Origin of the sequence: Sphingopyxis sp. Geo48, from assembly GCF_949769155.1 — a bacterium.
Lineage (GTDB): Bacteria > Pseudomonadota > Alphaproteobacteria > Sphingomonadales > Sphingomonadaceae > Sphingopyxis.
The window spans coordinates 194528-219784 of record NZ_CATKPA010000004.1; the positions used below are offsets into that span (position 1 = coordinate 194528).

29 protein-coding genes are annotated in these 25257 nt (G+C 66.1%); 21 read left to right on the forward strand and 8 right to left on the reverse strand.

All coding sequences use genetic code 11. From position 1 onward, the window contains the following. The first annotated feature begins 26 nt into the window (after nt 1–26). The 3 genes from QOL79_RS15045 to QOL79_RS15055 all read left to right on the forward strand — a co-directional run bounded on the left by QOL79_RS15045 (nt 27) and on the right by QOL79_RS15055 (nt 2620). Entirely contained in the window at nt 27–641 is a 615-nt protein-coding gene (locus QOL79_RS15045; protein ID WP_058457306.1) for a superoxide dismutase, read from the forward strand. Between the two features lie 169 nt (nt 642–810). Next, nucleotides 811–2190, forward strand: a complete 1380-nt coding sequence (locus tag QOL79_RS15050; RefSeq protein WP_058457305.1) for an L-serine ammonia-lyase — start codon at nt 811–813, stop codon at nt 2188–2190. Nucleotides 2191–2332: 142 nt separating this feature from the next. Further along, nucleotides 2333–2620, forward strand: coding sequence for a hypothetical protein (locus QOL79_RS15055; protein WP_058457304.1), 288 nt, complete (start codon nt 2333–2335; stop codon nt 2618–2620). Nucleotides 2621–2627: 7 nt separating this feature from the next. Here the strand turns inward: QOL79_RS15055 and QOL79_RS15060 are convergent, their stop codons facing one another. Continuing rightward, nucleotides 2628–2840 carry a type 2 periplasmic-binding domain-containing protein gene (locus QOL79_RS15060; protein ID WP_058457303.1) on the reverse strand — a complete coding sequence of 71 codons (213 nt, stop codon included), beginning with the start codon at nt 2838–2840 and terminating at the stop codon, nt 2628–2630. Nucleotides 2841–3278: 438 nt separating this feature from the next. Here QOL79_RS15060 and QOL79_RS15065 point away from each other — a divergent pair, with 438 nt between their 5' ends. The 4 genes from QOL79_RS15065 (at nt 3279) to QOL79_RS15080 (ending at nt 6325) form a co-directional block, all read left to right on the forward strand. Continuing rightward, entirely contained in the window at nt 3279–4391 is a 1113-nt protein-coding gene (locus tag QOL79_RS15065; RefSeq protein WP_058457302.1) for an S-(hydroxymethyl)glutathione dehydrogenase/class III alcohol dehydrogenase, read from the forward strand. Between the two features lie 142 nt (nt 4392–4533). After that, nucleotides 4534–5394 carry a formyltetrahydrofolate deformylase gene (purU, locus tag QOL79_RS15070; protein ID WP_058457301.1) on the forward strand — a complete coding sequence of 287 codons (861 nt, stop codon included), beginning with the start codon at nt 4534–4536 and terminating at the stop codon, nt 5392–5394. Between the two features lie 50 nt (nt 5395–5444). Continuing rightward, nucleotides 5445–5822: a VOC family protein gene (locus QOL79_RS15075; RefSeq protein WP_058457300.1), complete on the forward strand. Its 378-nt coding sequence runs from the start codon at nt 5445–5447 to the stop codon at nt 5820–5822. A gap of 5 nt (nt 5823–5827) precedes the next feature. Further along, the gene (locus QOL79_RS15080) at nt 5828–6325 is read left to right on the forward strand and encodes a prolyl-tRNA synthetase associated domain-containing protein (protein ID WP_058457323.1); all 498 of its coding nucleotides are present in this window, start codon (nt 5828–5830) and stop codon (nt 6323–6325) included. Here QOL79_RS15080 and QOL79_RS15085 read toward each other — a convergent pair. Next, nucleotides 6322–7455, reverse strand: a complete 1134-nt coding sequence (locus QOL79_RS15085) for a serine hydrolase domain-containing protein (RefSeq protein WP_058457299.1) — start codon at nt 7453–7455, stop codon at nt 6322–6324. The genes QOL79_RS15080 and QOL79_RS15085 overlap by 4 nt on opposite strands. 73 nt (nt 7456–7528) lie before the next feature. Here QOL79_RS15085 and fghA point away from each other — a divergent pair, with 73 nt between their 5' ends. Beyond that, nucleotides 7529–8377, forward strand: coding sequence for an S-formylglutathione hydrolase (fghA, locus tag QOL79_RS15090; RefSeq protein ID WP_058457298.1), 849 nt, complete (start codon nt 7529–7531; stop codon nt 8375–8377). A gap of 28 nt (nt 8378–8405) precedes the next feature. Here the strand turns inward: fghA and QOL79_RS15095 are convergent, their stop codons facing one another. The 5 genes from QOL79_RS15095 to QOL79_RS15115 form a co-directional block, all read right to left on the reverse strand. Then, on the reverse strand, nt 8406–9392 hold the full coding sequence (locus tag QOL79_RS15095) for a quinone oxidoreductase family protein (protein WP_058457297.1): 987 nt from the start codon (nt 9390–9392) through the stop codon (nt 8406–8408). A gap of 184 nt (nt 9393–9576) precedes the next feature. After that, nucleotides 9577–11439 carry a DEAD/DEAH box helicase gene (locus tag QOL79_RS15100; RefSeq protein WP_058457296.1) on the reverse strand — a complete coding sequence of 621 codons (1863 nt, stop codon included), beginning with the start codon at nt 11437–11439 and terminating at the stop codon, nt 9577–9579. 67 nt (nt 11440–11506) lie between these two features. Next, nucleotides 11507–12679, reverse strand: coding sequence for a BaiN/RdsA family NAD(P)/FAD-dependent oxidoreductase (locus QOL79_RS15105; protein ID WP_058457295.1), 1173 nt, complete (start codon nt 12677–12679; stop codon nt 11507–11509). 8 nt (nt 12680–12687) lie between these two features. Further along, nucleotides 12688–12867, reverse strand: a complete 180-nt coding sequence (locus QOL79_RS15110) for a hypothetical protein (protein ID WP_058457294.1) — start codon at nt 12865–12867, stop codon at nt 12688–12690. Further along, the gene (locus QOL79_RS15115) at nt 12864–13340 is read right to left on the reverse strand and encodes a GreA/GreB family elongation factor (RefSeq protein WP_058457293.1); all 477 of its coding nucleotides are present in this window, start codon (nt 13338–13340) and stop codon (nt 12864–12866) included. Before QOL79_RS15115 ends, QOL79_RS15110 begins: the two co-directional genes overlap by 4 nt. 143 nt (nt 13341–13483) lie before the next feature. On the opposite strand from QOL79_RS15115, the gene QOL79_RS15120 reads away from it, so the two are divergent. The 11 genes from QOL79_RS15120 (at nt 13484) to QOL79_RS15170 (ending at nt 22102) form a co-directional block, all read left to right on the forward strand. Continuing rightward, complete coding sequence (locus QOL79_RS15120) at nt 13484–13777, forward strand: BufA1 family periplasmic bufferin-type metallophore (protein ID WP_058457322.1); 294 nt, start codon at nt 13484–13486, stop codon at nt 13775–13777. A gap of 2 nt (nt 13778–13779) precedes the next feature. Then, nucleotides 13780–14640 (forward strand): MNIO family bufferin maturase, encoded by an 861-nt coding sequence (bufB, locus tag QOL79_RS15125; protein ID WP_058457292.1) that lies wholly within the window; start codon nt 13780–13782, stop codon nt 14638–14640. Beyond that, a complete protein-coding gene (locus QOL79_RS15130; protein ID WP_058457291.1) occupies nt 14633–15331 on the forward strand; it encodes an HvfC/BufC family peptide modification chaperone in 699 nt (232 codons plus the stop codon). The genes bufB and QOL79_RS15130 overlap by 8 nt, the downstream gene beginning before the upstream one ends. Nucleotides 15332–15334: 3 nt before the next feature. Further along, nucleotides 15335–15793: a DoxX family protein gene (locus tag QOL79_RS15135; protein ID WP_058457290.1), complete on the forward strand. Its 459-nt coding sequence runs from the start codon at nt 15335–15337 to the stop codon at nt 15791–15793. Continuing rightward, entirely contained in the window at nt 15790–16311 is a 522-nt protein-coding gene (locus tag QOL79_RS15140; RefSeq protein ID WP_058457289.1) for a sigma-70 family RNA polymerase sigma factor, read from the forward strand. The genes QOL79_RS15135 and QOL79_RS15140 overlap by 4 nt, the downstream gene beginning before the upstream one ends. Before the next feature lies 1 nt (nt 16312). Next, entirely contained in the window at nt 16313–16963 is a 651-nt protein-coding gene (locus QOL79_RS15145; RefSeq protein WP_058457288.1) for an NrsF family protein, read from the forward strand. A 61-nt stretch (nt 16964–17024) separates the two neighbouring features. After that, nucleotides 17025–17777, forward strand: coding sequence for a head GIN domain-containing protein (locus QOL79_RS15150; protein ID WP_058457287.1), 753 nt, complete (start codon nt 17025–17027; stop codon nt 17775–17777). A 42-nt stretch (nt 17778–17819) separates the two neighbouring features. Continuing rightward, a complete protein-coding gene (locus QOL79_RS15155) occupies nt 17820–18530 on the forward strand; it encodes a head GIN domain-containing protein (RefSeq protein WP_058457286.1) in 711 nt (236 codons plus the stop codon). A gap of 11 nt (nt 18531–18541) precedes the next feature. Continuing rightward, on the forward strand, nt 18542–20587 hold the full coding sequence (locus QOL79_RS15160) for a transglycosylase domain-containing protein (RefSeq protein ID WP_082657838.1): 2046 nt from the start codon (nt 18542–18544) through the stop codon (nt 20585–20587). 51 nt (nt 20588–20638) lie between these two features. Beyond that, nucleotides 20639–21145: an rRNA maturation RNase YbeY gene (gene ybeY, locus QOL79_RS15165; protein ID WP_058457285.1), complete on the forward strand. Its 507-nt coding sequence runs from the start codon at nt 20639–20641 to the stop codon at nt 21143–21145. 18 nt (nt 21146–21163) lie between these two features. Continuing rightward, nucleotides 21164–22102, forward strand: a complete 939-nt coding sequence (locus tag QOL79_RS15170) for a hemolysin family protein (protein ID WP_058457284.1) — start codon at nt 21164–21166, stop codon at nt 22100–22102. Here QOL79_RS15170 and QOL79_RS15175 read toward each other — a convergent pair. Further along, nucleotides 22099–22818, reverse strand: a complete 720-nt coding sequence (locus tag QOL79_RS15175; RefSeq protein ID WP_231729181.1) for a COG3904 family protein — start codon at nt 22816–22818, stop codon at nt 22099–22101. The genes QOL79_RS15170 and QOL79_RS15175 overlap by 4 nt on opposite strands. Before the next feature lie 168 nt (nt 22819–22986). On the opposite strand from QOL79_RS15175, the gene QOL79_RS15180 reads away from it, so the two are divergent. Both QOL79_RS15180 and QOL79_RS15185 read left to right on the forward strand, forming a co-directional pair. Beyond that, nucleotides 22987–24051, forward strand: coding sequence for a hypothetical protein (locus tag QOL79_RS15180; protein WP_058457283.1), 1065 nt, complete (start codon nt 22987–22989; stop codon nt 24049–24051). Nucleotides 24052–24095: 44 nt separating this feature from the next. After that, nucleotides 24096–25253 (forward strand): glycosyltransferase family 4 protein, encoded by a 1158-nt coding sequence (locus tag QOL79_RS15185; protein ID WP_058457282.1) that lies wholly within the window; start codon nt 24096–24098, stop codon nt 25251–25253. The last annotated feature ends 4 nt before the right edge of the window (nt 25254–25257 follow it).

Sequence of the window (25257 nt, forward strand, 5' to 3'; positions counted from 1 at the left end):
AGACCCCAAAACAAATGGAGACTGCCATGACGATCGCCCATCCTCCTCTCCCCTATGCTCTCGACGCGCTCGAGCCGCATATCTCGGCCGACACGCTGGCGACGCACCATGGCAAGCATCACAAGGCCTATGTCGACAAGACCAACGCCGCGATCGAAGGCACCGAACTGGCTGACAAGAGCCTCGAGGAAATCGTCCACCACGCCGAAGGATCGGGCAACAAGGGCCTGTTCAACAATTCGGCGCAGGCGTGGAACCATGCCTTTTATTGGGAAAGCCTGAGCCCGACCAAGACTGCGCCCGCCGGCGATCTTGCCGCTGCGATCGAGCGCGATTTTGGCTCGCTGGACGATCTCAAGAAGAAGCTCAAGGACACCTCGGTCAACCATTTCGCGTCGGGCTGGGCGTGGCTGGTCGCCAAGGACGGCAAGCTGTCGGTCACCGACACGCACGATGCGGGCACCGAACTGACGGCGGGGATCAAGCCGCTGCTGGTGATCGACGTGTGGGAACATGCCTATTACATCGATCGCAAGAACCTGCGCCCGGCCTATGTCGACGCGGTGGTCGACGAGCTGCTCAACTGGGACTTCGCGGCTGAGAATCTCGCGCGCGAGACGACCTGGACCTATCCGGCGTAATTTGCCCATGAAGAAGATCGTGTGTCCCCGCGAAGGCGGGGACCCATCTCCTGTGGGCTCCAAATAGCGCGGACCGATGATGGGCCCCCGCCTTCGCGGGGGAACACAGATTTTTGGCGGCAGCTTTGGCCGCTATCGTCACGCTGTCTCCTCGCCTATAGGCGCCGCCATGACGATCAGCCTGTTCGAACTCTTCAAAATCGGTGTCGGTCCCTCCAGCTCGCATACCGTCGGGCCGATGGTCGCCGCGCGGCGCTTCACCGTCTGGCTCGAAGAGGCTGGGCTGCTGACGAAAACCGCGCATGTCGAGGCCGATCTCTACGGCTCGCTCGCGCTGACGGGGAAGGGCCACGCCGCCGACACCGCGATCGTCGCGGGGCTCGCGGGCGAGATCCCCGCATCGACCAGCCTCGCCGCGATCAAGGCGCATTGGGACCGGGCGGAGAGCGAGGGTTTCCTCTATCTACTCGGCCGCCAGCGCGTCCGCTTCCAACCCAAGCGCGACCTGCATTTCCAGATGCGCCAGCGCCAGCCGTTTCACAGCAACGCCGTGAGCTTCACCGCGCGCGATGGCGAGGGCGAGATATTGGCGAAGCGCATGTATTTCTCGATCGGCGGCGGCTTCGTCGTCGACGAGGACGAGGCGGGGCGCAACAGCCGCGGCGCCGAGGACGAGGTCGAATTGCCCTTCGCCTTCACCTCGGGCGCTGACCTGCTCGCCATGGGCGCGGCGTCGGGCAAGAGCTTTGCCGAGATGATGCTCGAGAATGAGCTGGTGCATCGCAGCCTTGACGAGGTGAACGCCGGGCTCGACGCGATCGCGAGCGCGATGGATGCGTCGATTGAATCGGGCTGTTGCAGCACCGGAATTTTGCCGGGGGGCCTTAAGGTCAAGCGCCGCGCGCCGCAGATCTCCGCCGACATCCGCAACCGCCACGAAACCAATCTGATCGACCCGCTCGCGATGATGGACTGGATCAACCTGTGGGCGATGGCGGTGAATGAAGAGAACGCCGCGGGCGGCAAGGTCGTCACCGCACCCACGAATGGCGCGGCGGGAATCATCCCCGCGGTGATCCGCTTCTACCGCCGCGGCTATCGCGGCGATGATGCAGGCGTCCGCACCTTCCTGCTCGCCGCGGGCGCGGTCGGCGCGCTCTACAAACGCAACGCCAGCATCTCGGGCGCCGAGGTCGGCTGCCAGGGCGAGGTCGGGGTCGCCTGCTCGATGGCGGCGGCGGGGCTGACCGCGGCGCTGGGCGGCACCAACGCGCAGGTCGAAAATGCCGCCGAGATCGGCATGGAGCACAACCTCGGCCTCACCTGCGACCCGATCGGCGGCCTCGTGCAGATCCCGTGCATCGAACGCAACGCGATGGGCGCGATCAAGGCGATCGACGCCAGCCGCATCGCGATGATCGGCGACGGCACGCATGTGGTGAGCCTCGACACGGTGATCGCGACGATGCTGCAGACGGGGCGGGATATGCGGGATAAGTATAAGGAAACGTCGAAAGGCGGGCTGGCGGTTAGTGTGGTGGAGTGTTGATTACCAACTCTCATCTATCGTCATCCCGGACTTGATCCGGGATCCATTGCCGCGCCGACGTCATGGACCCCGGGTCAAGCCCGGGGTGACGAAGGCAGATAGGCCGATTGCGAAAGTCGACCGTGTCGATCATAGTTGGGCGATGCGCTACTTGTTGCTTGCGGTTTTCGCCGTACTTCTTTTCCTCGCAGTTATTCGGTTTGATGATCTGGGCATCACGGCGCAGGTGGCTCTTGCGCTTGCTTGCGGCGCTTTCTTCGGACGCTATCTCTGGGTCGGCTTTCGCACGGAAACGATGGAAGCGCCGGGCGTCGGCTATTTGGCGGGACATCGAACCGAAAACCCAATTCTCTTTTGGTTCTGCACCGCGTTCAACGCCATCATGCTTGCTCTCACGGTCGTAATCGCAGCGAAGCTCGCCGGCCTGTAGTGCAGACTTAAACTACCTTACGCCGCAACGCTCCCGGTAATTCCTCGCGCAGCTTGTCGATCAGCAGCCGCACCTTGGGCAGCAGATGCCGCCGCTGCGGATAGACCGCCCAGAGCGGCTGCTCCTGCGCGCGCAGCGCGTCGAGGAGCGAGACGAGCGCGATCTCCTCTTCATCGTCATCCCGGACTTGATCCGGGATCCACGGCGGCGCTGACGTCATGGACCCCGGATCAATTCGAACGAGCCACGTGTCTCGTTCGAGGGTGACGACACGAATAGGAATGTTGGCGTGGGCCGCTTTTCAATGCTCGTCACCCTGAACTTGGTTCAGGGTCCATGGCCGGACCTGTCCTTCAGCCCTGCGCCTTTTTGTTTCGCGCGAAGACGCGAAGACGCGAAGACGCGAAGACGCGGTGGGCCGGAGGGCCCGTTTCCTGTCAACGGTACGGCTGGTCGCACGGTTGCAAAGGAAAGCCGCCTCGCCGCCGGCGCGAGATCTTCGCGTCTTCGCGCGAAAAACGTCAGGCACCGCGCTAACCGGATAGCGCTGAGCCATGGATGCTGAAACAAGTTCAGCATGACGAGATATGGAGGCCGCTCGCATCTTGCATTGCCGCGCGCTTTGCCTGATTGGGAGCGCCGAGAAGGAGACCGCCCCATGAAGACCCGCGCCGCCGTTGCGTTCGAAGCGAAGAAGCCGCTTGAGATCGTCGAACTCGACCTCGAAGGCCCGAAAGCGGGCGAGGTGCTGGTCGAGATCATGGCAACGGGCATCTGCCACACCGACGCCTATACGCTCGACGGCTTCGACAGCGAGGGCATCTTCCCGAGCGTGCTGGGGCATGAGGGTGCGGGCGTGGTGCGCGAGGTCGGCGCGGGCGTGACGAGCGTCGTCCCCGGCGACCATGTGATCCCGCTCTACACCCCCGAATGCCGCCAGTGCAAAAGCTGCCTTTCGGGCAAGACCAACCTCTGCACCGCGATCCGCGCCACCCAAGGCAAGGGGCTGATGCCCGACGGCACGACGCGCTTTTCGTACAAGGGCCAGCCGATCTTCCATTATATGGGCTGCTCGACCTTTTCGAACTTCACGGTGCTGCCCGAGATTGCGGTCGCGAAGATCCGCGAGGACGCGCCGTTCCAGTCGAGCTGCTATATCGGTTGCGGCGTGACGACCGGCGTCGGGGCGGTTATCAACACCGCGAAGGTGCAGGTCGGCGACAATGTCGTTGTGTTCGGCCTCGGCGGCATCGGGCTCAATGTGATCCAGGGCGCGCGGCTTGCGGGCGCCAACAAGATCATCGGCGTCGACATCAATCCCGACCGCGAGGCATGGGGCCGCAAGTTCGGCATGACCGACTTCCTCAACACCCGGGGCATGAGCCGCGAGGACACGGTCGCCGCGATCGTCCAGCTGACCGACGGCGGCGCCGACTATACGTTCGACGCCACCGGCAATACCGAGGTGATGCGGACCGCGCTCGAAGCCTGCCACCGCGGCTGGGGCACCTCGATCATCATCGGGGTCGCCGAGGCGGGCAAGGAAATCGCGACGCGCCCGTTCCAGCTCGTCACCGGGCGCAACTGGCGCGGCACTGCCTTCGGCGGCGCCAAGGGCCGCACCGACGTGCCGAAGATCGTCGACATGTATATGCAGGGCAAGATCGAGATCGACCCGATGATCACGCATGTCATGGGGCTGGAGGATATCAACAAGGGGTTCGACCTGATGCATGCGGGGGAAAGCATCCGCAGCGTGGTGGTTTATTGAAGCGCGCCGAAGCGGCCATAAGCTGGTATGTCCCCGCGAAGGCGGGGACCCATCTCGGAATGGTACCAAATGGCACGGGCGGATGATGGACCCCCGCCTTCGCGGGGGCACACGGCATTATTGAGCGAAGGGAGCGCATGTTTTGACCGGACCTTATGTCCTGACCTTCAGCTGTGTCGATGCGGTGGGCATCGTCGCCGCGGTGACGGGGCTGCTCGCGGAGCGCGACGGCTTCATCCTCGACAGCCAGCAATATGCCGACCTCGATTCGGGGCGCTTCTTCATGCGCGTCGAGTTCCGCGGTGCGGGGCCGCGTTTTCCGGCCGCCTTTGCGGGCGTGCAGGAAGCCTTCGCGCCGATCGTCGATCGCTTCGGCATGGACGCGCGGATCAGCGACGCCGCGGTCAAGCCGCGCTTCGTGATCGCGGTATCGCAGGGCAGCCACTGTCTCAACGACCTGCTCCACCGCTGGTCGACCGGCAACCTCGCGATCGACATCGTCGCCGTGGTATCGAACCACGAACATCTGCGCCGCCTTTCCGAATGGCACGGCGTGCCCTTCCATTATCTGCCCGTCAGCGACGCGAACCGTGCCGATCAGGAAGCGGCGATCCTCGACGTCATGGCGCGCGGCGGCGCCGAATATCTGGTGCTCGCGCGCTATATGCAGGTGTTGTCGCAGGATCTGTCGGCGACGCTCGCCGGACGCTGCATCAACATCCACCACAGCTTCCTGCCGGGCTTCAAGGGCGCGAAGCCCTATCACCGCGCGCAGGAGCGCGGGGTGAAGCTGATCGGCGCGACCGCGCATTTCGTGACGAGCGACCTCGACGAGGGGCCGATCATCGAGCAGGCGGTCGAGCGCGTCGACCATCGCGACGGGGTCGACGAACTGATCCGTATCGGCCGCGACGTCGAGGCGCAGGTGCTGGCGCGCGCGGTGCGTTGGGTTGCCGAACAGCGCGTGCTGATCGATGGCCGCAAGACGGTGGTATTTCGCTGACGAGGCTGGCACAGTTTCAGTATCGATTCGCAACGTAAAGGGAGAGAAAAATGTTCAGTCACGTCATGGTGGGGTCCAACGACATCGCCGCATCCAAGAAATTCTATGATGCGCTTTTCGCAGCGCTGGGTGGGCCGGAAGGCGTCATCGATCCAAAGGGCCGGCTGTTCTATATGAGCAAGACTGGCATCTTCGGCGTTTCGGTGCCGATCAATGGCGAGCCCGCGTGCCATGCCAATGGCGGCACGATCGGCTTCGCGGTCGAATCGCCCGAACAGGGCGACGCCTGGCACGCGGCAGGCGTCGCGAATGGCGGCAAGACCTGCGAAGATCCGCCGGGTATCCGCACCAGCGAAATGGGCAGCATGTATCTGGCCTATCTGCGCGACCCCGCCGGCAACAAGATCTGTGCGCTCAAGCGCATGTGATCGCGATGCGTGGCGAAGCGGGATTGCTGGACGATTTGAATGCGCTCGCAATCCCCTTCGCAGCCTATGAGCATGTCGCGGTGTTCACCGTCGCCGAGAGCGATGCGGTGAATGCCGCGATACCGGGCGCGCATACGAAGAACCTGTTTCTGAAGGATAATGGCGGCGCATTCTGGCTCGTCACCGTGCCCTCGGAGGCGCGCGTCGACCTCAAGGCCTTGCCCGCCGCGATCGGCAGCAAGCGCATGAGCTTCGGCAAGGCCGAGGATATGGCGCGCTTGCTCGGCATCGCGCCGGGGTCGGTCACGCCGCTCGCCGCTATCAATGCCGAACCGGACAGCATTACGGTCGTGCTCGACGAGACGCTGGCGGCCGCTGAGACGGTGAACGTCCATCCGCTGCGCAACACCGGCACGCTCGGTTTGTCGGGCGCGGCGATCCTCGACCTGCTGCGGCACTGGGGACACGCGCCGCTGGTGGCGCCGATCCCGATGCAGGCTTAGCCGGCCGCCATCGCCATCCACATCGCGCCGATCAGCGTGAAGGAACGCGGATCGCCGGTCAGCCCGCTGTTCATCTTGTTCATGACGTAACTGAAGGTCGCGCGGGCATCCATGTCGATGATGATCAGCGATCCGCCGTAGCCGCCCCAGTAAATCGTGTTGGGGTTGGGAAGCGGCACGAGTTCGCTCGGCAGGCCGAAGCCCATGCCATAGCGGATCGGAATGCCGAGAATCATGTCGGTGCCGGCACTCTGCAGCTCGAGCGCCCTGCGGCAGCCCGCTTCCGAGAGCAGGCGCTTGCCCTTTGCAACGCCGCCATTGGCGAGCAACGCGTGGATCTCGGCGACGCTGCGTGCATTGCCGGTGCCCCCCGCGGCGGGAATCTCGGCACCGCGCCAGGCCCGCGTGCGCGTCGCCGATACGTCGACGCCGGGGTTGGTGAAGGTCTTGCGCTGGATGTCGGTTGTGAAGGCGCTGATCGTTTCGGGGGGCGCGATCAGGTCGGCGACGCGGTGATCCTCCGATGCGGGCAGGCCGATGTGGAAATCGGCGCCGAGCGGTTCGGCGATCTCCTCGCGAAAAACCGTGCTGAGCGACTTGCCCGTGATGCGACGCACGACCTCGCCGACGAGGTAGCCCTGGGTGATCGCGTGATATCCCGGCGCGCTGCCCGGCCGCCACCAGGGCGCCTGCCCGGCCAGCAACGTGGTCACTTTGTCCCAGTCGTAGAAATCCTCGGTCGTCAGAGGTGTATCCCAGCCCGACAGGCCCGCGCTGTGGCTCATCAACTGCGCGACGGTGACGTCGGCTTTGCCATTGGCAGCGAACTCGGGCCAGTAGCGCGCGACGGGCGCCGCGAAATCGAGGTCGCCGCGGTCGGCGACGAGCAGCGCGGTGAGCGCGGTCATCGTCTTGGTTGTCGAATAGACGTTGACGATCGTGTCGGCCTGCCATGGCCGCGTCTTCGCCTCGTCGGCGTATCCGCCCCACAGGTCGACGACCGTCTCGCCCCCGATCGTCGCACAGAAGGAAAGGCCGACATCGGCGCCGCTGGCAAGGCTCGCCGCCATGCCGAGGCGTACGGCGGCGAAGCGGTCCTGACATCGTCCGTGAATGGCAGTATCGAACATCCGGCACGCGCTCCCCTTTTGAAATTGGCGCGAGCATGCCCTAGCAGGGTGGAAACACAAGCAGGACGACCCCATGCCCATCGAAACCCTCTCCACCAATCGCAGCCATGGCGGCACGCAGGGCGTGTACAAGCACGCGAGCACCGTCACCGGCACCGACATGATCTTTGCGGTCTTCGTGCCCGATCATGCGCCCGGCGCCAAGCTGCCGGTGCTGTGGTATCTGTCGGGGCTGACCTGCACGCACGCCAATGTGATGGAGAAGGGCGAGTATCGCGCCGCCTGCGCCGAGCATGGGGCGATCTTCATCGCCCCCGATACCAGCCCGCGCGGCGAAGGCGTGCCCGACGATCCCGACGAAGCCTATGACTTCGGGCTCGGGGCCGGCTTTTATGTCGATGCGACCGAGGAGCCCTGGGCGAAGAATTACCGGATGCGGTCGTACATCGAGGACGAACTGCCGTCGCTGGTGCTCCGCAATTTCGCCAGCGCCGATCTGACGCGGCAGGCGATCACCGGCCATTCGATGGGCGGCCACGGCGCGCTGACGATCGGGCTGCGCAACCAGGACCGCTTCCGCTCGGTGTCGGCCTTCTCGCCGATCGCTGCGCCGTCGCAATGCCCGTGGGGCGAGAAGGCGCTCGGCGGCTATCTGGGCGACGACCGCGAGGACTGGCATGCCTATGACGCGTGCGCGCTGCTCGATCAGGGGCTGCGCGTTCCCGACCTGCTCGTCGATCAGGGCGAGGCCGACAATTTCCTTGTCGAACAGCTGAAGACCGAACTGCTCGTCGAGGCGTGCGAGCGCAACGGGCAGAAGGCCGAAATCCGGATGCAGCCGGGGTACGACCACAGCTATTATTTCATCTCGACCTTCATGGCCGAGCATGTCGCGTGGCACGCGGAGCGGTTGAAGGCGTGAAACACCCATCCCGCAAGCGGGAGGGAATTTAAATGTGTTCCGGAATCAGCAGGCTCGACCCGGTCGTGCGCCCGGCTTCGAGATCGGCGTGCGCGTGCGCGGCATCCTGCAGCGAATAGCGCTGCCCGACCGTGATTTTCACCGCGCCGCTTTCGACCATCTCGAACACGCGCGCCGCGCCGGCGGCGCGCTCGCCGGGATGGAGATAATAATCGAACAAGGTCGGGCGGGTGACGAATTGCGAGCCGTGTTGCGCCAGGACGCCGAGGTTGACCCCCGTCACCGCCCCGCCGGCATTGCCATAGCTGACGATCAGCCCGCGCCGCGCCGTGGCCTTGAGCGAAGTTGCCCAGGTCGCCATGCCGATCCCGTCGAAGGTGACGGGCACGCCCTGGCCGTCGGTGATCTCGCGGACGTGCGCGGCGACGTCGTCGGTCTTGTATCGGATGACATGGTCGGCGCCGGCTTCGCGCGCGGCATGTTCCTTGACTTCGGTGCTGACCGTCCCGATGACGGTCGCGCCGATCGCCTTCAGCCATTGCACGAGGATCAGCCCCACCCCGCCGGCCGCGGCATGAACGAGGACGGGCCAGCCGGCCTCGACCTTGGCGCAGCGTTCGACGAGCGCTTCGACGGTCGCGGCCTTGAGCAGCGCCGCCGCCGCGGTCTCGTCGTCGATCGTCGCGGGGAGCTTGAACAGCGAGGCGGCGGGAACGAGCCGCGCGCTGGCGTAGGCGTTGCGCTGCGGTCCGAAGGTCGCGACGCGGTCGCCGGGTTTGAGCCCGTGAACGTCGGCGCCGACCGCGATCACCTCGCCCGCGGCTTCGACGCCGAGCCCGCCGGGCAGCTCGACCGGATAGGTCCCGTTGCGATGGTAGATGTCGATATAGTTGAGCCCGACCGCGGTCTGCCGCACCAGCACCTGGCCGGGTTCCGGATCGCCCAGCGTGACCTCACGCCAATCGATGACCTCGGGGCCGCCCTGGCTTTCGATAAAGGCCTCGATCGCTTGCATGGCGCGTCTCTCCTGCTGTCCGGTCCATCTGGCGAGCCGGAGCGGGGAGTGCAAGGGCGGTTCGGCCACTTATCCCGTCATTGCGAGGAGTCCCGGACCTGATCCGGGGCGACGCGGCAATCCAGGGCGGTGCAGGGCCGCTCTGGTTTGCTTCCCCCGGCTTTCGCCGGGGTCGCAATGACGGCTATTTCGAACGGCGCGGGCTGCGCTGGCCGTAGGGCTTGGGTTTGTAGCGATCGTTGCCGCCAGGCCCACCGGGACCGCGCGGTCCACGCGGGCCGGCGCGGTCGCTGAAGCTGCGGTCGCCGCCGGGCGCGCGGCCAAGTGTGCTGCGCGGAGCGCCGTCGCGCGGACCCTTGTCGCGCGGGCTCTTGTCGCGGCGCGGCGGATAGGTCGGGCCGTCGGGCGCGGGGGTGATCGACACACCGCTGTCGTCCTCGCCGTCCTGATTTGCAGTGCGCGTGACGGCTTCGGCGAAGCGGTCGGCAATGGCGCGCGGGATGTTGAACATCGTTTCCTTGGGACCGATGCGGATCGCGCCGATCTCGTTCTTGCTCACATGGCCGCGGCGGCAGAGCAGGGGGAGGATCCAGCGCGGGTCGGCATTCTGGTGGCGGCCGATATTGAGGCGGAACCACACGGCGTCCTCGAAGCCTTCGCGGCGGTCGGCGCTGCCGCGGTCCGGACGCTCGAAGCGCTCGCCACGTTCGGGGCGGCCGGCACCGTCGCGGCCGCGCGAGCCGTTGTCGAGCAGGTCCTCGGGCGGTGGCATCAGCGCGCGATGCGCCTGGACGAGCGAGGCGGCGATATCCTCGGGCGTGCGCTCGGCCATCAGGCGCTGCGCCAGTTCGATATCCTCGGGCTCATGCTCGACGGGCGTCAGCAGCTTCTCCATCAGCCGTTCCTGATCGCGCTGGCGCACGTCGGCGGCGGTCGGCGCGTCCATCCACTCGGCGTTGATGCGCGCACCGCGCAGCATGCCGTCGACGCGGCGGCGGCGCGGATAGGGGACGATGATGACCGCGGTGCCCTTTTTGCCTGCGCGGCCGGTGCGGCCCGAACGGTGCTGGAGCGCTTCGGCGTCGCGCGGGATTTCGACGTGGATGACGAGACTCAGCGTCGGCAGGTCGATACCGCGCGCGGCGACGTCGGTCGCGACGCAGACCTTGGCGCGGCGGTCGCGCAGCGCCTGCAGCGCCTGGTTGCGTTCGTTCTGGCTATGCTCGCCCGACAGGGCAACCGCGGAGAAGCCGCGCTCGACCAGGCTGGCGTGCAGGCGGCGGACATTGTCGCGCGTCGCGCAGAACAGCATCGCGGTTTCGGCATCGTGGAGGCGGAGCAGGTTGACGACCGCGCCCTCGATGTCGGCGGGGGCGACGGTCACCGCCTGATAGGCGATGTCGCCATGGCCGCGGTCTTCACCGACGGTCGAGATGCGCAGCGCATCGCGCTGATACCGCTTGGCGAGCTGGACGATCGGCTTCGGGAGCGTCGCCGAGAACAGCAAGGTGCGGCGCGTTTCGGGGGTGCCATCGAGGATTTCCTCAAGGTCGTCGCGAAAGCCCATGTCGAGCATTTCGTCGGCCTCGTCGAGGATCGCGACGCGGAGCGCGCTGAGGTCGAGCGCGCCGCGTTCGAGATGGTCGCGCAGGCGTCCGGGCGTGCCGACGACGATCTGCACGCCCTGACCGAGCGCACGGCGTTCCTTGCTGGCGTCCATGCCGCCGACGCAGGTCGCGATGCGCGCTCCCGCCTTGGCATAGAGCCAGCCGAGTTCGCGGCTGACCTGCAGCGCGAGTTCGCGCGTCGGCGCGACGATCAACGCGAGCGGCGAGGTCGCGAAGGGCAGCCGACCGTCCTCGATCAGCTCGTCGGCCATTGCGAGGCCGAAGGCGACGGTCTTGCCCGAGCCGGTCTGCGCCGAAACGAGGAGGTCGCGGCCCTTCGCTTCGGATTCGGTGACCTGGGTCTGGACGGGGGTGAGCGCTTCGTATCCGCGCGCGACAAGGGCGTCCGAAAGGACGGAGGAAAGATTTTCGAAAGGCATTTATATCTCAACAATATGGGCGGTCACCGGTGCGGTGACGAGCCGACGGAAAAGGGGCTCAATGGGCTTAAATCACCTGTCCGGCAGCGTGTCCGCTCGCCCAGGCCCATTGAAAATTATAGCCGCCTAACCACCCTGTGACATCTACGGCTTCGCCGACCGCATAGAGGTTCGGGACGGTTTTGGCCATCATTGTTTGCGAGGACAGGTTTGCGGTCGAGATTCCCCCCACGGTAACCTCGGCCTTCGCGAAGCCTTCGGTGCCGTTGGGGTGGAAGGTCCAGCGCGCAAGTTTCGCCTCGGCATCGGTGAGCTTGCGGTCGGTTTGCGCGGCAAGTTCGCCGGGAAGCGCAAGGCGTTCGGCCAGCGTTTCGGCGAGACGATCGGGCAGCGCGGCGCCAAGCGCGGTTCGGAGCGTGCTGCGCGGGCGGGCGCGCTTGGCATCGAGCAGCCAGCCCGGGGGCGCGTCGGGAAGGAAGTCGATCGTCACCGACTCGCCATGACGCCTATAGCTGCTGATCTGCAGGATCGCAGGGCCCGACAGGCCCTTGTGCGTGAAGAGCGCCGCCTCGCGGAAGGCCGTCTTGCCTGCACGCGCTTCGACCGGCGCGGCGATGCCCGACAGCTCGCGGAACAGGACATCGTCGCCGCCGAGCGTCAATGGAACCAGCGCGGGAAGCGGTTCGACGACCTTCAGGCCGAACTGGCGCGCGAGATCATAGGCGAAGCCGGTTGCGCCCATCTTCGGGATCGACGGGCCGCCCGTGGCAATGACGAGAGATGCGGCCGTGAAATTCTGTTCGCCAAAGCGGACGGCGAATTTGCCGTCGGCATGGGCGACGTCGCTCACCGGCTGACCGGTGCGGACCTCGACACCGGCTTTGGCGCATTCCTCGAGCAGCATCGCGACGATCTGTTTCGCCGAACCGTCGCAGAAAAGCTGGCCGAGCGTCTTTTCATGATAGGCGATGCCGTGGCGCTCGACGAGCGCGATGAAATCGGCAGGGGTGTAGCGCGCGAGCGCTGACTTGGCGAAATGCGGGTTCGCCGAAAGGAACCGGTCGGGCGCGGTGTGGATGTTGGTGAAGTTGCAGCGGCCGCCGCCCGAGATGAGGATCTTCTTCCCCACCTGATCGGCATGGTCGAGCAGCAGAACGCGCCGTCCGCGTGCGCCAGCGACCGCCGCGCACATCAGTCCGGCCGCGCCGGCACCCAGCACGATGGCGTCGTAAGTTGTCATGTCGGACCTTAGCGCAGCTTCGCGATCGGGAGGCCGTCCGCCTTGGCGCGGATTTTCACCGATTCCTCACTGCGCGTCAGCGCCTTCGCGATGGCTTTGAGCGCCATGCCCTTCTTGGCGAGCGTGTGGAGCTTGTCGATCTCGGCGGCGGTCCAGGGCTGTTTGTGGCGTTCGAACTTGTCCTTCATGCCATGACCTCCGGATCGGCGGCAGCGGCGAGGATTTCGATGGCGTCCTCGCGGCCCTGGAATTCGACCACGTCACCGGCTTCGGCGCCCATCAAGGCGCGGCCGAGCGGCGCGGTGAAGGCGATGCGCCCAGCGGCCGGATCTGCCTCATCATGCCCGACGATGGTGAGGGCACGCTCGGTGCCGTTCAGCGTGTATCGAACGCGGCTGCCGATGCCGACGAGCCCTTCGCCGGCCGGTGCCTGCACCTCGGCGGTCGCCTTGCGCGTGTTGAAGTAGCGGAGCTGGCGCTGGAGCTTCTTGCGCGCCTCCTCCTCGCCCTCGGCCGCGATCGCCGCTTCGAGACGCGCGACCGCTTCGCCAAGCAGGCGGAGCCCGCGGGGCGTCACGAGGTTCGCGCCGGCCGGGATCGGCAGCTCATATTCGGGTTCTTTATGCTCGTCGTCGCTTTCGCGGCGGAAGGCTACGCTCATCGTCTCTTTTCCTGATCTAGGCGCGCCCCTGCGCGAGGAAGGTGGCGACAAGATGGCACAAGGCGTAACCTGTTCGGCATCCCGCGCGAAACAGGGACGATGCCATCCCCCGCATCATCCATTTCTTAAAGGGAGTAATGACCATGACGAATGCACTCAAACTGTCGCTCGCCGCCTCGGCCGTTCTTGCCATGGCCGCCGGCACGATGGCCGCCCCTGCCGCGGCTGCCGACGGCGCGAAGGAAAAATGCTACGGCGTTTCGCTCAAGGGCAAGAATGATTGCGCCGCGGGTCCGGGCACGAGCTGCGCCGGTACCTCGACCGTCGACTATCAGGGCAATGCCTGGAAAAATGTCCCGAAGGGTACCTGCGTCAAGATGGGGGGCACGCTGGCCGCGCACAAGGGCCATGCGAAGCCGGTTCCCAAGAAGAGCTGATCTTGTCCGTCCCCCCGCTCCACTCGCTGCCGCCGCGTGCCGGCATAGGGCTTCGATCCCGGCACTATGCCGACGTGCTCGATGCGGCGGAGCGGGGGGCGGCGCCCGCCTGGGCCGAAGTTCACCCCCAAAATTACTTCGGCGCGGGCGGGCCACCGCATCGCTGGCTGACCGCGATTGCGGACCATATGCCGCTGAGTTTCCATTCGGTCGGCCTGTCGCTGGGCTCGGCGTCGGGCGTTGACGCCGACGAGTTGGAAGCGCTCGCGGCGCTGTGCGACCGTTATGAACCAGCAATGGTTTCCGACCATCTGAGCTGGAGCAACGGGCCGGACGACAAATTCCCCGACCTGCTGCCCATCCCCTATACCAACGCTGCGCTCGATCATTTCGTTGGCGAAGTGGCCCGCGTGCAGGACCGGCTCGGCCGGAGCATCCTCATCGAAAATCCTTCGCGCTATCTCGCTTATGCCGAGAGCGACTGGGACGAAGTGCAATTCCTCCACGAACTCTGCCGCCGCAGCGGCTGCCGCCTGCTGCTCGACATCAACAATGTCGAGGTGTCGGCGTTCAATCTGGGGCTCGATCCTGCGCCTTGGCTCGATGCGTTCGACCCGGCTCTGGTCGGCGAGATCCACGTCGCCGGCCATGCGGTGAAGGACGACGAGATGGGTGGGCTGATCGCGATCGACGATCATGGATCGGCGGTACGCCCGCGCTGCTGGGACTTGCTCGCGACCTTCCTGCGGCGCGCGGGGCCGAAGCCGGTGCTCGTCGAATGGGACACCGACGTTCCGGATTATGATGTCCTCATGGCCGAGGCGGCGAAAGCCGACGCGCTGATCGAGCCGGTCGATGCTTGAGCGCGAGCAGGCGGCGATCGCGGCGACGCTGCTTCACGGACCCGACCATCTGCCCGCCGGATTGTTCGCTGGCGATGACAATGCCGTGCTGCGCGGGCTGCGCGTCCACGCCAACACCGTCTCGCACGCGCGGCTCGTCGCGCTCGAAGAGACGTTTCCGCGCACGCGCGACTATCTCGGTGAGGCCGAATTCAATCGCCTGTCGCGTGCCTTCGTCGAGGGCGGCGGCGCCGAACGCCTCGCGTTACCAGATATCGGCCGCGATTTCGCGGGCTGGCTGGGCGACCCGCTCGCCGCCGACCTCGCGCGGGTCGAATGGGCGTGGCTCGAAAGCTACAACGCCGCCGACGCGCTGCCGCTTCGCCTCGCCGATCTCGCGGGATATGACGAAGCCGCGCTGCTCGGCCTGACCGTCCGCCTGCACCCCGCCACGCGGATCGTGAAGCTGGCGAGCGATGCCGCGCCGCTGATCGACCCCGCTTTCGCGCCCGGCACCGCAGCTCTGCTGGTCACGCGGCCCGACGCCGAGGTGCGGCTGTTCGCGCTGCATCCTGCCGACGATATCGCGCTCGACCGCGCGAAAGAAATTTCGACCCTTGGTAACCTCATCGCTTCGCTCGCCGAAATGCATCCCGACGGTGGTGCCGCAATCGCGGCGCTGATCGACGCAGGGGCATTTGAAAAGGTTTGAGAGATGAATCGCATTGTCGCCTTTTACGACCGCGGCGTGGCGATCGCCGCTTCGCGAATTCCCGAATCGATCGCATTGTTCCTGCTCCGCCTGGCGCTCGCAGGGGTGTTCTGGCGTTCCGGCCAGACCAAGGTGATCGAGGGAAGTTTTCTGCAGATCGACCCGTCGCAATATGACCTGTTCGCCTCGGAATTCTCGGGGCTGCCACTCGACCCGGCGATCGCGGTGCCGCTGACCACCTATGCCGAGCATTTCTTTCCGATCCTGCTGCTACTCGGGCTTGCGACGCGCTTTTCGGCCGGCGCGCTGCTGGTGATGACGATGGTCATCCAGATATTTGTCTTCCCCGACGCCTGGTGGCCGGTGCATTCGCTGTGGGTCGCGATGGCGGCGATCCTGATCGTACGCGGCGGCGGGCTGTTTTCGCTCGACGCGCTGCTTGCTAGGCTGCGGCCGCAATGAGCATCGACGAACCCTCGCTCGCGCGCCTGATGGCCGCATCGCAGCGGGGGGATCGTGCGGCCTATCGCGCACTGCTCGGCGATTGCCGGAAATGGCTCGCGCGCTATTTCGCGCGCCGGATCGCGCCGCATCTGATCGACGATCTGGTGCAGGAGACATTGGTGTCGATGCACCGCAAGCTCGCGACGTGGGATTCGGGGCGGCCGTTCCTGCCCTGGCTCGCGGCGATCGCGCGCTATCGCTGGATCGACATGCTGCGCCGCCAGCGCGACGAGGCCGAGCTTGGCGACAATGACGCCGCCGTCGGCGCCGAGGACGATGCCGTCCACGCGCGGATCAGCATCGACCGGATGCTCGGTTACCTGACGCCGGGACAGGCGCAGGCGATCACGTTGGTAAAGATAGAGGGCGCTTCGATCGCCGAGGCCTCGAAAATATGCGGCCAGAGCGAAAGCCTGGTGAAGGTGAATATCCATCGCGGGTTGAAGAAGCTCGCGCAATTGATTGAAAGTGAATGAAATGAAGGACGCATCGATCGACGCGCTGATCGACGGTCTCGCCACCGATCTGAAGCCCGTCCGCCCGCAGCGTCTGCTGCGCGGCGGGCTTTGGGTCGCGGCGGGCTGGATCGCGGGAGGCGCTGCGCTGCTCTGGCTGTTCGGGATGCGGCACGACCTGTCGGCCGGGCTTGCGATGGCACCGCTGCCGATGCTCGCCTTCTGGCTGATCGCCGCGCTCGGCATGGCGGCAGCGTGGAGCGCGCTGCGCATGGGGCTTCCCTCGGTCGGGCGCGACTATAGCGGCTGGCGCTGGGCAGGGCTCGCGGCGCTTGCGCTGCCTCTGAGTGCGATCTTCATCGGCTTTGGCGACAGCCACAGCGCGATGGAGGCGATGCGCCCCGAACATGGCATGCGCTGCACGGTCGACGGGCTGATCGCCGGGATCGGCGTCGGCGCTGCGCTGTTCGCGTGGCTGAAAGGCGGCGCGCCGACCTCGCCCGCGCGTGCGGGCTGGGTGATCGGGATCGCCGCCGGATCGGCGGGGGCGACCGCCGTCGGGCTCCACTGCTCGTCGAACGACATGATCCACATCGCGATGTGGCACGGGCTCGCCATCCCGCTGTGGGGCGTTGCCGGCCGCGTGCTGCTCGCGCCGCTGCTGCGCTGGTAGGACGAACTGGACAGCAAATATCCTTCCGTGTTATGTAAGTAATACACGAAGGAGATTGGCGATGCGAAACCGGATGATGGCGGTGCTGCCGCTGGCTCTTGCCATGGCGACCACGGCGTGCAGCCACGAAGGGAAGGGCGAGCAGGACGGCGGCAAGCGCACGGTCGATGCCGGCCCCGCGACGACGCAGAGCTATGACCTCAAGGGCTTCACCGCGGTCAAGGTTGCGGGCCCCGACGATGTCACCATCCGCCAGGGGGAGGCCTTCGCGATCACGGCGAAGGGCCCGAAGGCGATCCTCGACGATCTGGAGATCGAGCTGGACGGCGACACGCTGTCGGTCGGCCGCAAGAAATCGGGTTTCAGCTTCTCGCATCGCGACGATGACGGCGTGCGGATCGAGGTGACGATGCCGAAGCTGGTTGCGGCGCGGCTGACCGGATCGGGATCGATCGATGCCGACACGCTCGACGGCGATGCGGTCGAGGCGATCGTCACCGGATCGGGCGACCTCAAGGCGGCCAAGCTCACCGGCCGGAGCGCGAAGCTCAGCATTTCGGGATCTGGCGATATCGAAATCGGCGGCGGCACGGTCGCCAGCGGTGACTATAGCATCACCGGATCGGGCAACATCGACGCCGAAAAGCTCGCCGCGCAGACGATCAACGCGTCGATCGCCGGATCGGGCGATATCGACGCGCAGGCGACGGGCAAGGCCGACATCAACATATTGGGATCGGGCGACGCCAATATCAGCGGCGGCGCCAATTGCACGACGCGCGCGATGGGGTCGGGCACTGCGACCTGCAAGTAAAGCGCGCTGGCACCGATGCTGCGGAACGGTTAAAGCCTGCCCATGACCCTGACCCTGCGCTGGGCCGCGATCGCGGCCATTGCCATCCTGTCCACCGGCCCCGCCTCCGCGGCCGAGAAGCGCTATGGCCTCACCAGTTTCGAGACGATCGAGGTCAATGGCGATTTCACGGTCGAGGTGGCGACGCGCGCGCCGGTCAGCGCGATCGCGACGGGCCCCGCCGATGCGCTCGACCGGCTGACGCTCGAAACGCGCGACGGGCGGCTGGTGATCGGCGAGAAGAAATTCGCGGGCGACGAGAGTCGCAAAAGTCCGGTCGGCGGGGTCGTGATCCGCGTCAATGCGGCGAACCTTGCCTCGGCGAGCCTCGCGGGCGCGGGTTCGCTCCAGATAGACCGGCTGAAGGGGACGCGCGTTTCGGTCGGGCTTCAGGGTCCGGGAAGGCTGACCGTCGGTGATATCGCGACCGACCGGCTGCTCGTCGTGATGGTCGGCAACGGGTCGATGACGCTGGCGGGCAAGGCGAAGCAGGGCCAGCTCAGCCTGTCGGGCGCGGGCGGGATCGACGCCGGGGCGCTCGCGATCGACGAGCTGATCGCCGACGGTGAGGGCGCGGGCGATCATGTGCTGCGCGCGGTCAAGAGCGCCACGATCACGTCGCGCGGGATCGGCAAGACGGTCGTCCTCGGCCGGCCCACCTGCACCGTCCGCAATATCGGCAGCGGATCGGTGACCTGCGGCGCGGCGAAATAAACCTCGCGACCATGTTCCCCTTTCTGAAGAAATCGCCGCCGCCGCCGTCAGTCCCACCCGAAATCGCCATCGGCGCGGTCGAGGGCGTGCCGCCTCCGGCCGTACCCGAAACGCGGCGGCGCAAATGGGCGAGGCGCATTTCGCGCGGCTTCGCGATCTTCGCGGTGACTTTCATTCTCCTCGTCGGCTGGCTCGCGCTCACCGCGCCGCTGTCGAAATCGCTCGAACCGATCGCGCCGCCCGAGGTGACGTTGCTCGCCGCCGACGGCACGCCGATCGCGCGTGCCGGGGCGATCGTCGACAAGCCGGTCAAGGTCAGCGCGCTCCCCAAGCATGTCACCGGCGCTTTCCTCGCGATCGAGGATCGGCGTTTCTACAGTCATTGGGGCGTCGATCCGCGTAGCGTCGGGCGCGCGGTGTGGAGCAATGTCACCGGCGGGCGCACGCAGGGCGGCAGCACGATCACGCAGCAACTCGCGAAATTCACCTTCCTGACCCCCAAACGCACGCTTGGGCGCAAGGCACGCGAGGCGCTGATCGCCTTCTGGCTCGAGGCGTGGCTGACGAAGGACGAGATCCTCGAACGCTATCTCTCGAACGCCTATTTCGGCGACAATACCTATGGACTGCGCGCGGCGTCGCTCCATTATTTCTATCGCCAGCCCGAGAAGCTGACCCCGGCGCAGGCGGCGATGCTTGCTGGACTGGTGCAGGCGCCGTCACGGCTGGCGCCGACAAAGAACCCCGACCTTGCCGCAAAGCGCATGAAGCTCGTCGTCGATGCGATGGTCGACACCGGCACGATCACCGCGGCAGAGGCGAAAGCGATGCGGACGCCGCGCATCGACGTTCGCGCGCGCAACGATCTGCCGACGGGCACCTATTTCGCCGACTGGGCGCTGCCCGAGGCGCGCAGGCTCTCTGACGTCGGCTATTCGCGCCAGACGATCCGCACGACGCTCGACGCGCGGCTGCAGGGGATCGCGCGGCGCGTCACCAGCCGCGCGGCGCCGGGCAAGGCGCAGGTCGCGCTCGTCGCGATGCGGCCGAACGGCGAGGTCGTCGCGATGGTCGGCGGGCGCGACTATGCCGCCTCGCCCTTCAACCGCGTGACGCAGGCGCGGCGCCAGCCGGGCTCGACGTTCAAGCTGTTCGTCTATCTCGCCGCGCTGAAGGATGGAAAGCGGCCCGACGACCTGATCGACAATCGCGCGATCACGACGGGGTCGTACCAGCCGAAGAATGCCGGCGGCGCCTATTCGGACACGATCACGCTGGAGGACGCGTTCGCGACATCGAGCAATGTCGCGGCGGTACGCCTGCTGCGCGAGGTCGGCGACGACAAGGTCATTCGCGTGGCGCGCGATCTTGGCGTCACCTCGCCGCTGGCGCGTGGTGACCCGAGCCTTGCGCTCGGCACGTCGAGCATGACCCTGCTCGAACTCACGGCCGCCTATGCCGCGGTCGCGGCCAACAGCTATCCGGTCGTGCCGCACGCGTTCAAGGAGGAGGAAGCGGGCTGGTTCGAGCGCTGGTTCACCGGCCCCAGGCATTTCCCCTCGGGCGTCCACGACGATATCGAACAGATGCTGCGCGCCGCGGTCAATCGCGGCACCGGCCGCGCGGCGCGGCTGCCGCAGGCCAATTTCGGCAAGACCGGCACCAGCCAGGACAGCCGCGACGCGCTGTTCGTCGGTTATGCGAATGGCCTCGTCGTCGGGGTGTGGATCGGCAACGACGACAATTCGCCGCTGCAGGGCATTTATGGCGGCGGGCTGCCCGCGCGCATCTGGCGCGACTTCATGGTGCAGGCGAACGGGCAGGCCGTGCCGCGCAAGGCGCCGCCCGCGCGCGCCGAGGATCCCGGCACGCCGGTTCAGCCGCTCGACATTCCCGAGATCCCCGCGATCCCGATCGACGACAAGACGAGCGTCGGGGTGAAGGATGGCAATGCGGTGATCAGCACCGAAATCGGCGGAACGAAGGTCGATCTGAAGCTGCCGATCGGCGACCGGCCACCGGCGCCGCCGCCCGCGCCGGCGCAAACGCCGCCGTAGCGGCGCGGAATTTTGCTGCCATCGGCGAAACCGGCGCTATAGGCTGGCGCGATGCTGATCGTCGAAACCCATGAGGCCCGCCCCTGGCCCGACGCGCTCGATTGGGAAGCGCGCGGCGGGGAGGCGGCGAAGGCCGCGCTCGCGCTGACACCCTATGCGGCGCTTGCCGACGCGGCGCCGATGGTCGAGATCGCGATCCGGCTGACCGACGACGCCGAGGTCCAGGCGCTCAACCGCGACTTTCGCGGCAAGGACAGACCGACCAACGTCCTCTCCTTTCCGCAGGTGCAGGCCGACCTGCTCGAAACGCTCGCCAATAGTGACGATGGCGAAATATTGCTCGGTGATATCGTGCTCGCGCGCGAAACCTGCGCGCGCGAGGCGGCGGAGAAGGGGATTGCGCTGGCGGATCATGCGACGCACCTGATCGTCCACGGCACGCTCCACCTCGTCGGCTATGACCATATGGACGCCGCCGCCGCCGCCGCGATGGAGGCGCTGGAGGTGAAAGCGCTTGCATCGCTGGGCATCGCCAATCCATATGCCGATCAGGACTAACAGGGAAAAGCGACGCACATGCCCGACGATCAGGGATCTTCGAACCGATCGGAAGAGGACAGTAGATCCGGCCTGCTGGCCGGATTGAAGACATTGTTGTTCGGCGGCGACAAGGAACCGTCGCTGCGCGAGCAGATCGAAGAGGTCATCGACGAAGCCGAGGAAGAGGGCGACGAGCGGCGCGGCAGCAGCGTCGTCGGCGACCTGTCGCTCATCGAGCGCAAGATGGTGCGCAACCTGCTCCACTTCGGCGAGCAGACCGTCGACGATGTCGCGGTCCCGCGCGGCGAGATCATCGCCATCCCTGAAAGCGCTACTTTCGCCGAGATCGTCGCGGTCTTCGCCGATGCGGGGCACAGCCGCCTGCCGGTCTATCGCGAGACGCTCGACGAGGTCGTCGGGATGATCCACGTCAAGGATGTGTTCGCCGTGCTCGCCGCGGGCAAGACGCCGCCGCCGCTGATCGACCTCATTCGCCAGCCGCTTTATGTGCCGCAGTCGATGGACGTGCTCGACCTGCTGGCCGAAATGCGCGCGAAGCGGACGCATCTGGCGATCGTGATCGACGAATATTCGGGGACCGAGGGCCTCGTCACCTTCGAGGATCTGGTCGAGGAGATCGTCGGCGAGGTCGAGGACGAGCATGACGACGAGCCGACCGCGCTCTTCGTGCGCAACGACGACGGCAGCTGGGACGCCGACGCGCGCGCCGAACTCGACGATATCGGCGAGGCGATCGATCCGCGGCTTGCCGAGGTCGAGGAAGATGTCGACACGCTGGGCGGCCTTTCGGCCGTGCTCGCGGGGCATGTGCCCGAGGTCGGCGAAGTTCTGCAGCATCCGAGCGGCTGGCGGATCGAAGTGATCGAGGCCGACGAGAAACGCGTCCACCGCCTGCGCCTTCACCCGCCGGTCGAGGTCGACCTCGAGGCGCCGCTCGACACCGGCGGCGACTAGTCGGGCCGGACGTTCACCACATTGTATCGCAGCGCTTCCTGAATCGTCAGGCATCGGCGCGTCGAACGGTCGCTTTCGGTCGCGATCGCCTTTTGTCGGTACATGATGTCGGACAACAGGTCGCGCGAGACGTCCAGGCGGATCAGCAGGTCATTATCCTCGGTCGCCATCAGCGCTGCCTCGCGCTCGACATCGCTGATCAACTCGGTGGTCGATTCGGTACCCAATGCGACGCTCGACTGAATGGCATTCTTGTCGCCGGTCATCGTGAACATGTGGACCATGAAATAGCCGCCGGGATCGATCGTTCGCGCGCGGCCGCCCATGAAGACGAAATTGCAGGCACTGAAACACGTCCATCCCGACGGGATTCGGGTGACCATCTGACGGTCCTTGCTGAACTTGCGGATCAGCAAGCCCGCGGCATTGCCGGCGCGGGCATCGCCGCCCGGCGACCGGATCCATATTTCGCTGATCGATGGATTGTCGGTCAGAATCTTTTCGAGCCGCGCGGGAAGTTCGCTGTCGACGCGGCCTTCGGCCAGCAGCACCTTTTCTCCGCTGCGCACAAACGGCGTCAGCACCATCTTCTTATAGTCCGACCAGTTGGGATTGGCGGGGCACGTCGGGTTGTCGGGGTCCATCCCGGGAGGCGTCGCGCCGCCGCAGGCCATGAGGGCGACCAGAGCGGAAATCGGCTTGATCCAGCGGCGCATGAAACCACCCCCTTTCGATCCAGGCTGTGGGCCACTGGATCATGCTAAGCCATCGGCGGCACCAAGACAATAACGGGCGGCGCGCCGCAGCCGCTGTGACCGGCGTCATTGGCCGAACTTGTGGTTCCGCTCATTCGAGACTAGCCTTTTCAATCAAGGAGGGAGGGCATGCGGCCTGTGCTGCGAGGGAAATCGCTGCTCGCGATCATTGGCTCGATATGGCTTTCGAGCGGTGCCGTCGCCGGCGCCTGGCAAGGCGAGCCTCGTCCGGGCGAGGGCGACAAGGCGTTCGTTCCGCCGGCCGTCGTCGAACCGCCGCTGCCCAATCTGCCGGCGCGCCCGGCGCTCGATACCGCAAGCTATCCCGACTGCCGCGAGGATTACCGGAAGATCAAGGCGCCGTTCGATCGGGCGGCCGCGATCAATCGCTGCACCCTTTCGATCGATGATTATTACAACAAGAAGATGCTGCCCTACCGCGAGGCGATGATCGCCTATCAGCAGGCCTTGTCGTCGCTCTATCTGTCGCAGGTTGGCGGCAATAAACGCTATTCGGCCGCGACGCAGGATCGCTTCTATCGGGCGATTATGGCCGAGCATGCCGCCTCCGATCCCGAAGGCGCGAACCTTGCCGCCTATCGCGGGATCGAGGCCCGATATCAGACCGACCGTGCCTATCTCGCCGACCGGTACTGCTTCAACACCGGATGCAATGGCTATCCGGTTCCGGCCGATGCCGCCAGCGGCCCGGTACCGCCAAAGGCCGCGAAGGAGAGAAAAGAGCGCGACGCGCAGACCAAACAGGCCAGCCGCGACGCCGATCCCAAATGCAAACGTGCCCGCAAGCGCGGCGGCGCGCTGGGCGGGCTGCTCGGCGGGGTCGCCGGCAGCGCCGCGGGCCTAAAAGGCGTCGGCACGGCGATCTCCGGACTGGTAGGCGCCGTGCTCGTCGCCGAAATCGCGTGCCAGCTCGACGAGAAGGAACAGAAGGTCGCTGCCGAAGCGACCGTCGCGGTGACGAAAAAGGAAGAGGTCGGCGCGACCGCCCACTGGACCAGCCCGACGCGTCAGGGCGTCGGCGGATCATCGACGATCACCGCCCTCAATACCGAACCCAACGGCACCAAATGCCTGGCGATCACCGACATCGCCATCATCGAAGGCGAGGAGACGCGCGTGTCGAAACGCATGTGCCGGTCGAAACCGGGCGAACCGTACAGCGTCATGGCCTGATAGCGGCGTTGCCTTTGGCGAACGAGAGGACTAGCGCAGGCGAAATGGACATTTCCGACCTGCGCATCGCCCTGTTCAGCGGCAATTACAATATGACTGTCGATGGAGCGAACAAGGCGCTCAACCGCCTCGTCGGCTATCTGCTCTCGAAGGGCGCGGCGGTTCGCGTCTATTCGCCGACCGTTGCCGACCCCGATTTCGAACCGACCGGCGATCTGGTCAGCGTACCGTCGATCGCGATCCCCGGCCGCGCTGAATATCGCATCCCCTTGTCCTTTTCGTCGCGGGTGCGCGAGGATATCGCCAAATTCGCACCGAATGTGATGCATATTTCCAGTCCCGACCGCGTCTCGCGGCAGGCGGCGGCGTGGGCGCGGCGGCGGCATATTCCCATCACCTGTTCGGTTCACACGCGCTTCGAAACCTATTTCCGCTATTATAATCTCTCGTTCCTCGAGCCGCTCGTCGTCGCGTGGCTGCGCAAGCTCTATCGCAAGTGCGACGCGCTGATCGCGCCGTCGGAAAGCTTCGCGCAGGTGCTGCGGCAACAGCGGATGAACTATGATATCGGCATCTGGACGCGCGGCGTCGAGCGCGACACCTTCAATCCGGGGCGCCGCGACTTGAGCTGGCGCCAGTCGTGGGGCATCGCCAACGACACGCCGGTCATCGCATTCCTTGGCCGCCTTGTGATGGAAAAGGGGCTCGACGTGTTCGCCGACACGATCGACCAGCTCGAGCGCCGCAAGGTGCCGCATCAGGTCGTCGTGATCGGCGAGGGGCCGGCGGGCGAGTGGTTCGAATCGCGGCTGCCGGATGCGAAATTCGTCGGTTTCCAGGGCGGCGAGAACCTCGCGCGCGCGCTCGCGTCGTGCGACATGCTGTTCAACCCCTCGGTCACCGAAACCTTCGGCAATGTGACGCTGGAGGCGATGGCGTGCGGGTTGCCCGTCGTCGCGGCGCGCGCGACGGGCAGCGCGAGCATCGTCAAGCACGGCCAGACCGGCTTTCTCGTCGCGCCGGGCGCGATCGGCCTGTTCGCCGACGACCTCGAACTCTATTGCCGCGATCCCCAGCTTCGCGTCGCGCACGGGCAGGCGGCGCTGGTCGAGAGCGGCGCCTATCAATGGGATGCGATCAACCAGTCGGTCGCCGACACCTATCTGCGCCTGATCCGCCAGAAACAGCGGCGGCGGGGCTGATCGC